4 protein-coding genes are annotated in these 5,358 nt (G+C 73.3%); 1 reads left to right on the top strand and 3 read right to left on the bottom strand.

What is annotated here, in order from left to right:
- Positions 1-428 precede the first annotated feature (428 nt).
- From ACSNOC_RS26870 to ACSNOC_RS26880, 3 genes are all read right to left on the bottom strand, one after another.
- Positions 429-1,334, bottom strand: a complete 906-nt coding sequence (locus tag ACSNOC_RS26870; RefSeq protein WP_436750174.1) for an amidohydrolase — start codon at positions 1,332-1,334, stop codon at positions 429-431.
- 184 nt (positions 1,335-1,518) lie between these two features.
- The gene (locus tag ACSNOC_RS26875) at positions 1,519-1,878 is read right to left on the bottom strand and encodes a hypothetical protein (RefSeq protein ID WP_436750175.1); all 360 of its coding nucleotides are present in this window, start codon (positions 1,876-1,878) and stop codon (positions 1,519-1,521) included.
- Positions 1,879-1,943: 65 nt separating this feature from the next.
- A complete protein-coding gene (locus tag ACSNOC_RS26880; protein WP_436750176.1) occupies positions 1,944-2,885 on the bottom strand; it encodes a heme o synthase in 942 nt (313 codons plus the stop codon).
- 265 nt (positions 2,886-3,150) lie between these two features.
- On the opposite strand from ACSNOC_RS26880, the gene tkt reads away from it, so the two are divergent.
- Positions 3,151-5,229 carry a transketolase gene (tkt, locus tag ACSNOC_RS26885; RefSeq protein ID WP_436750177.1) on the top strand — a complete coding sequence of 693 codons (2,079 nt, stop codon included), beginning with the start codon at positions 3,151-3,153 and terminating at the stop codon, positions 5,227-5,229.
- The last annotated feature ends 129 nt before the right edge of the window (positions 5,230-5,358 follow it).

Raw genomic sequence — 5,358 nt, forward strand, 5'->3', positions numbered from 1 at the left:
GCCGACCCCCAGCCCCGAACCCGCACAGGCACCCGTACCGGCCTAGGGTCCGTCGTCGCAGGGGGCCGTCCAGCGCAAGCCACACCGGCACCCGACGGGCGGGCGCCGCCGCCGATCACGGCCGGAAGGCCGCCTCTCCCGGCTTCCGCCACGCCCTTCAGGGCAGGCGGTGCCTCCTGGCACGCACGATGACGGCGTTGCGGAATCGGCCAGGTGCCCCCCGGACGTCGCCCCCCTGGGGGCGGTGAGCCGGCCGGACGCCCGGGTGAGGACGGACCCCCGGCGCGTCGCTGAACCGCCCGCCGGATCGCCGTGGATTCCGGGACGCAGGTGAGATCACCCGGCAGCCACGCCACTCCGGCACCCAACGGGCCGGGCGCCGCCGATCACAGCCGGAAGGCCGCCTCTCCCGGCTTCGACCACGCCCTTCAGCGCGCCGGGGCCCGTTCGGTGAGGCGGTAGATCCGGCGGGCGGTGCCGCCGGCGACCATCGCGCCGACGCGTTCCGCGTCCGCCGGGGAGCACTCCCCCGCGGTGACCCAGTCGCTGAGCACCCGGCCCATCGCCCGCTGGAACCGCCGGGCCCGGATCACGTGCAGCTCGGGCAGGGCGCGGGCGCGGCTGGAGAACAGCAGCTTCCCGGACGGCGCCTCGGCCAGCGTCCGGCCCGGCTCCGGACCCACGTCCGCGTACACGTGGGGAAACGCGGCGGCCAGCCGGGCCGCCGCCGCGTGGTGGGGTGTGCGCGGCAGCAGCACCAGCGTTCCCCGGCCCGCCGCGGCGTGCAGCAGCGGCGTCAGCGGCACCGGGTCCGTGCACCGGAGCTGGAGCGGGCGGCCGGTCTCCAGCGCGCCCCACAGCAGGTGGCGGAGAAGGACCGGCTCGGGCGCGCCCCGGGCGGACAGCCACCGGCCCGCCGCGCGCCGCACCTCGGTCGGCTCCGGCACCCCGGCGCCGCCCTCCGTCACACCGTCCGCGGCGCAGACGAAGGCCGCCGCCGCGCGCGCGGCGGCGGCCAGGGCCCCGGCGGCCTCGTCCAGGAACTCCTCGACCGTGCCGGTGGCGTCGGCGGCCCGTGCCGCGAGCCGTTCCAGGGCGACCAGCTCGTGGGCCCGGCCGCCCACCGCCGAGGCCAGCTCGTCCGGCGTGGTGACCTCCTCGGCGTGCTCCTGCCCGGGGACGGGCCCGCTGTCGACGAGGAAGACCCTGATGCCGCTGGCGCGCAGCAGCGTCCGGCCCGCCGCGTAGGCGCCCAGTTCGCGGCGCCTGGCGAGGTAGCTGACGGCCGGGCAGTCCGGTTCGAGTCCTAACAGGGGCGGGCACCAGCGGCGCACGGCGCGGCCGACGGGGCTGTCGAAATAGCTCCCGGCCGTCGGGGAGTCCGCGCCGCGAGCCGCCGTTCGAAGGCGCCGAGGCCCAGCTCGCCGTGGAGGATGCCGTGGCCGTACTGGTCCACCAGGGGCAGAGAGTGCATGTCCCCGCTCTCGTGCGTGCGCCGCGGAGGCGGCGCCGACCGCGTCAGGTGTTGCTCGGGCCGCCGACCTGGATGCCGGCCATCCGGGACCACTCGTACGGCCCGGTCTTCACGCGCGCCGCCAGGTCGCCGTCGAACGTCTCGCGCAGCTCGGCCCCGGCCTGCCCGGCCGCCTGCTCCAGGGCCTGCCGGTCGGTGTGCACGACGTCACCCCAGGCGCCGTCGCCGCCGACGAGCACCAGGCGGTAGCCGCGGACGCCGATGTACGCGATCTGGCCCTCGGCCTGCCCGCCGTGCGCGGCGGCGAAGGAGCGGATGCGGCGCGCCAGGCGCTTCACCTCGCGCGCGTTCACCGGGGCACGGTCCGGGGCGCGGTCCTCGGAAACTTCGGTGGTGTCAGTCATGAGCGCATACTACCGGCCAGTAAGTTCCCCGGGGAGGGCCGGGGAAGGGTGAGAAGGGTGAGGTGTCAGCGGAGGAAGGGGTCGATGGCGACGGCCAGGAAGAGCACCGAGACGTAGGTGATCGACCAGTGGAACAGCCGCATCTCCTTCAGCTTGGGCCCCTTCAGCCCCGCCCGTGCGCGCGCCGACAGGGTGTGCGCCTCCCAGAGCCACCATCCGCCGGCCAGCGCGGCGACCAGCGGGTAGAACCAGCCGGTGTACCCCAGCGGCCACAGCGCCAGCGACACCGCCACCATCACCCAGCTGTAGGCGACGATCTGCCGGGCCACGACCGTGTTGGCGGCGATGACGGGCAGCATCGGCACGCCGACCCGCGCGTAGTCCTCCTTCACCTTCATCGACAGCGGCCAGTAGTGCGGCGGCGTCCAGAAGAAGATGACGAGGAAGAGGACCATCGCGGCCCACGACAGCGAGCCCGTCACCGACGACCACCCGATGAGCACGGGCATGCAGCCGGCGATGCCGCCCCAGACGATGTTCTGCGCGGTGCGGCGCTTGAGCCACATCGTGTAGACCACGACATAGAAGAGGAGCGCCGCGAGCGAGAGCGCCGCCGAGACCCAGTTCACCAGGAGCCCGAACCACAGCGTCGAGGCGACGGCGAGGGTCAGCCCGAAGGCCAGGCACTCCCCGGGCCGGACGGCGCCGGTGACCAGGGGGCGGTTCTGGGTACGGTGCATCAGCGCGTCGATGTCGCGGTCGATGTACATGTTGAGCGCGTTCGCGCCACCCGCCGACAGATACCCGCCGAAGCAGGTGGCGAGCACCAGCCACAGCTCGGGCACGCCCTGCTCGGCGAGGAACATCACCGGCACCGTGGTGATCAGCAGCAGCTCGATGATGCGCGGCTTCGTCAGTGCGATGAACGCCTTGACCCGGGCTCCCGGTGTCCTGCGGTCAGAGCCCGGTCCGAGCTCTGCCACGGGACGGGAATCGACGGCCGTCACGGACACCTCATGGTTGTGCGACATCAGCGAGTGCGCTGCGGGCAAGTACCTGGTCACTTTAGACGCCCGGCTTGCGCGGCTTGTCGCCGGGTCCCCCGTGTTGCCGAGCGTGCCGGGCCGGCCCGGCCGGGGCACCCTGGAAAGCGTCGGCGGTCGGCCCCGCGTCCGAAAGGTAGGCTCGACACCGCCTGGTAGAGCCGTGTCCCGCCGCAGGGGGAGGGGCGCCGCCGGGCCTGACACATGCGGGAAGGAGCCCTGACGCAGGGTGAGCAAGAAGCCGACCACATCAGACCTCGAATGGACCGATCTTGACCAGCGGGCGGTGGACACCGCGCGGGTGTTGGCCATGGACGCCGTGCAGAAGGTCGGCAACGGCCACCCCGGCACGGCGATGAGCCTGGCGCCCGCCGCGTACCTCCTGTTCCAGAAGCTGATGAACCACGATCCCTCGGACCCGGACTGGACGGGCCGGGACCGTTTCGTGCTCTCGGTGGGCCACACCAGTCTCACCCTCTACATCCAGCTCTACCTGGCCGGGTACGGCATGGAGCTGGACGACCTCAAGTCCTTCCGCGTCTGGGGCTCCCGGACCCCCGGCCACCCCGAGCACGGGCACACCGACGGCGTCGAGACCACCACCGGCCCGCTGGGCCAGGGCGTGGCCAACGCGGTCGGCATGGCGATGGCCGCCCGGTACGAGCGCGGCCTGTTCGACCCGGACGCCGCCCCCGGCGCCTCGCCGTTCGACCACACCGTGTGGGTCATCGCCGGCGACGGCGACCTCCAGGAGGGCGTGGCCGCCGAGGCCGCCTCGCTCGCCGGCCACCAGAAGCTGGGCAACCTGGTCCTGCTCTACGACGACAACCACATCTCCATCGAGGGCGACACCGCCACCGCGTTCTCCGAGGACGTCCTGGCCCGGTTCGCCGCCTACGGCTGGCACACCCAGCGCGTGGAGCCGAAGGAGAGCGGCGACCTGGACCCGCACGCGCTGCACGCGGCGTTCGCCGCCGCGCGGGCGGAGACCGGCCGGCCGTCGATCATCGCGGCCCGCTCGATCATCGCCTGGCCCGCGCCCAACGCGCAGAACACCGAGGCCGCGCACGGCTCCGCGCTGGGCCCGGAGGAGGTCGCCGCCACCAAGCGGGTGCTGGGCTTCGACCCCGAGCGGCACTTCGACGTCGAGGAGGCCGTCCTCGCCCACACCAGGTCCGTCGTGGCGCGCGGGCAGCGGGCCCGCGCCGCGTGGGACGAGCGGCTCGCCGCCTGGCGGCAGGCCAACCCGGAGCGGGCCGCCGAGTTCGACCGGATCCGGGCCGCGAAGCTGCCGGAGGGCTGGGAGAAGGTGCTGCCGGTCTTCGAGCCGGGCAAGCAGGTCGCCACCCGCAAGGCGTCCGGCCAGGTCCTGAAGGAGCTGGGCGCGGTGCTCCCCGAGCTGTGGGGCGGCTCCGCCGACCTCGCCGGCTCCAACAACACCACCATCGACGCCTCGTCGTCGTTCCTCCCCGAGGGCAACCCGCTGCCGGAGGCCAACCCCTACGGCCGCACCGTCCACTACGGCATCCGCGAGCACGCCATGGGCTCGGTGATGAACGGCGTCGCCCTGCACGGCAACACCCGGATCTACGGCGGCACGTTCCTCGTCTTCTCCGACTACATGCGCCCGGCCGTCCGGCTGGCCGCGCTGATGAAGCTGCCCGTCACCTACGTGTGGACGCACGACTCCATCGGCCTCGGCGAGGACGGCCCCACCCACCAGCCGGTGGAGCACCTGTCGTCGCTGCGCGCCATCCCCGGGCTGAACATAGTGCGCCCGGCCGACGCCAACGAGACCGCCATCGCCTGGCGCGAGATCGTCAAGCGGCACGCCACCCACCCGGCCCCGCACGGCCTGGCGCTCACCCGGCAGAACGTGCCGACGTACGAGCCCAACGAGGGCGTGGCGCTGGGCGGTTACATCCACACCGAGGCCGAGGGCGGCACCCCGCGCGTCATCCTCATCGGCACCGGCTCCGAGCTGCAGATCGCCCTGGCCGCCCGCGACGAGCTCCAGGCCGACGGCGTGCCGACCCGCGTCGTGTCGATGCCGTGCGTCGAGTGGTTCGAGGAGCAGGACCGGGGGTACCGCGACCACGTGCTGCTTCCCGCCGTCAAGGCCCGCGTGGCGGTGGAGGCCGGAGTGGGCATGAGCTGGTACCGGTATGTGGGCGATGCCGGACGCGTGGTGTCGCTGGAGCACTTCGGGGCCTCGGCCGACTACGAGACCCTCTACCGCGAGTTCGGCTTCACCTCGGATGCCGTGGCGCTGGCCGCGCGGGAATCCCTGACCGTCGCCGAGCGCTGACACCGATATACGAGACAGCAGGAGATGCGATTTCCATGACCGACGCACTCAAGCGCCTCTCACAAGAGGGTGTCGCGATCTGGCTGGACGACCTGTCGCGCACGTTGATCACGTCCGGTGACCTGGCCG

Source organism: Streptomyces sp. URMC 129 (assembly GCF_051386415.1).
Classification (GTDB): Bacteria; Actinomycetota; Actinomycetes; order Streptomycetales; family Streptomycetaceae; genus Streptomyces.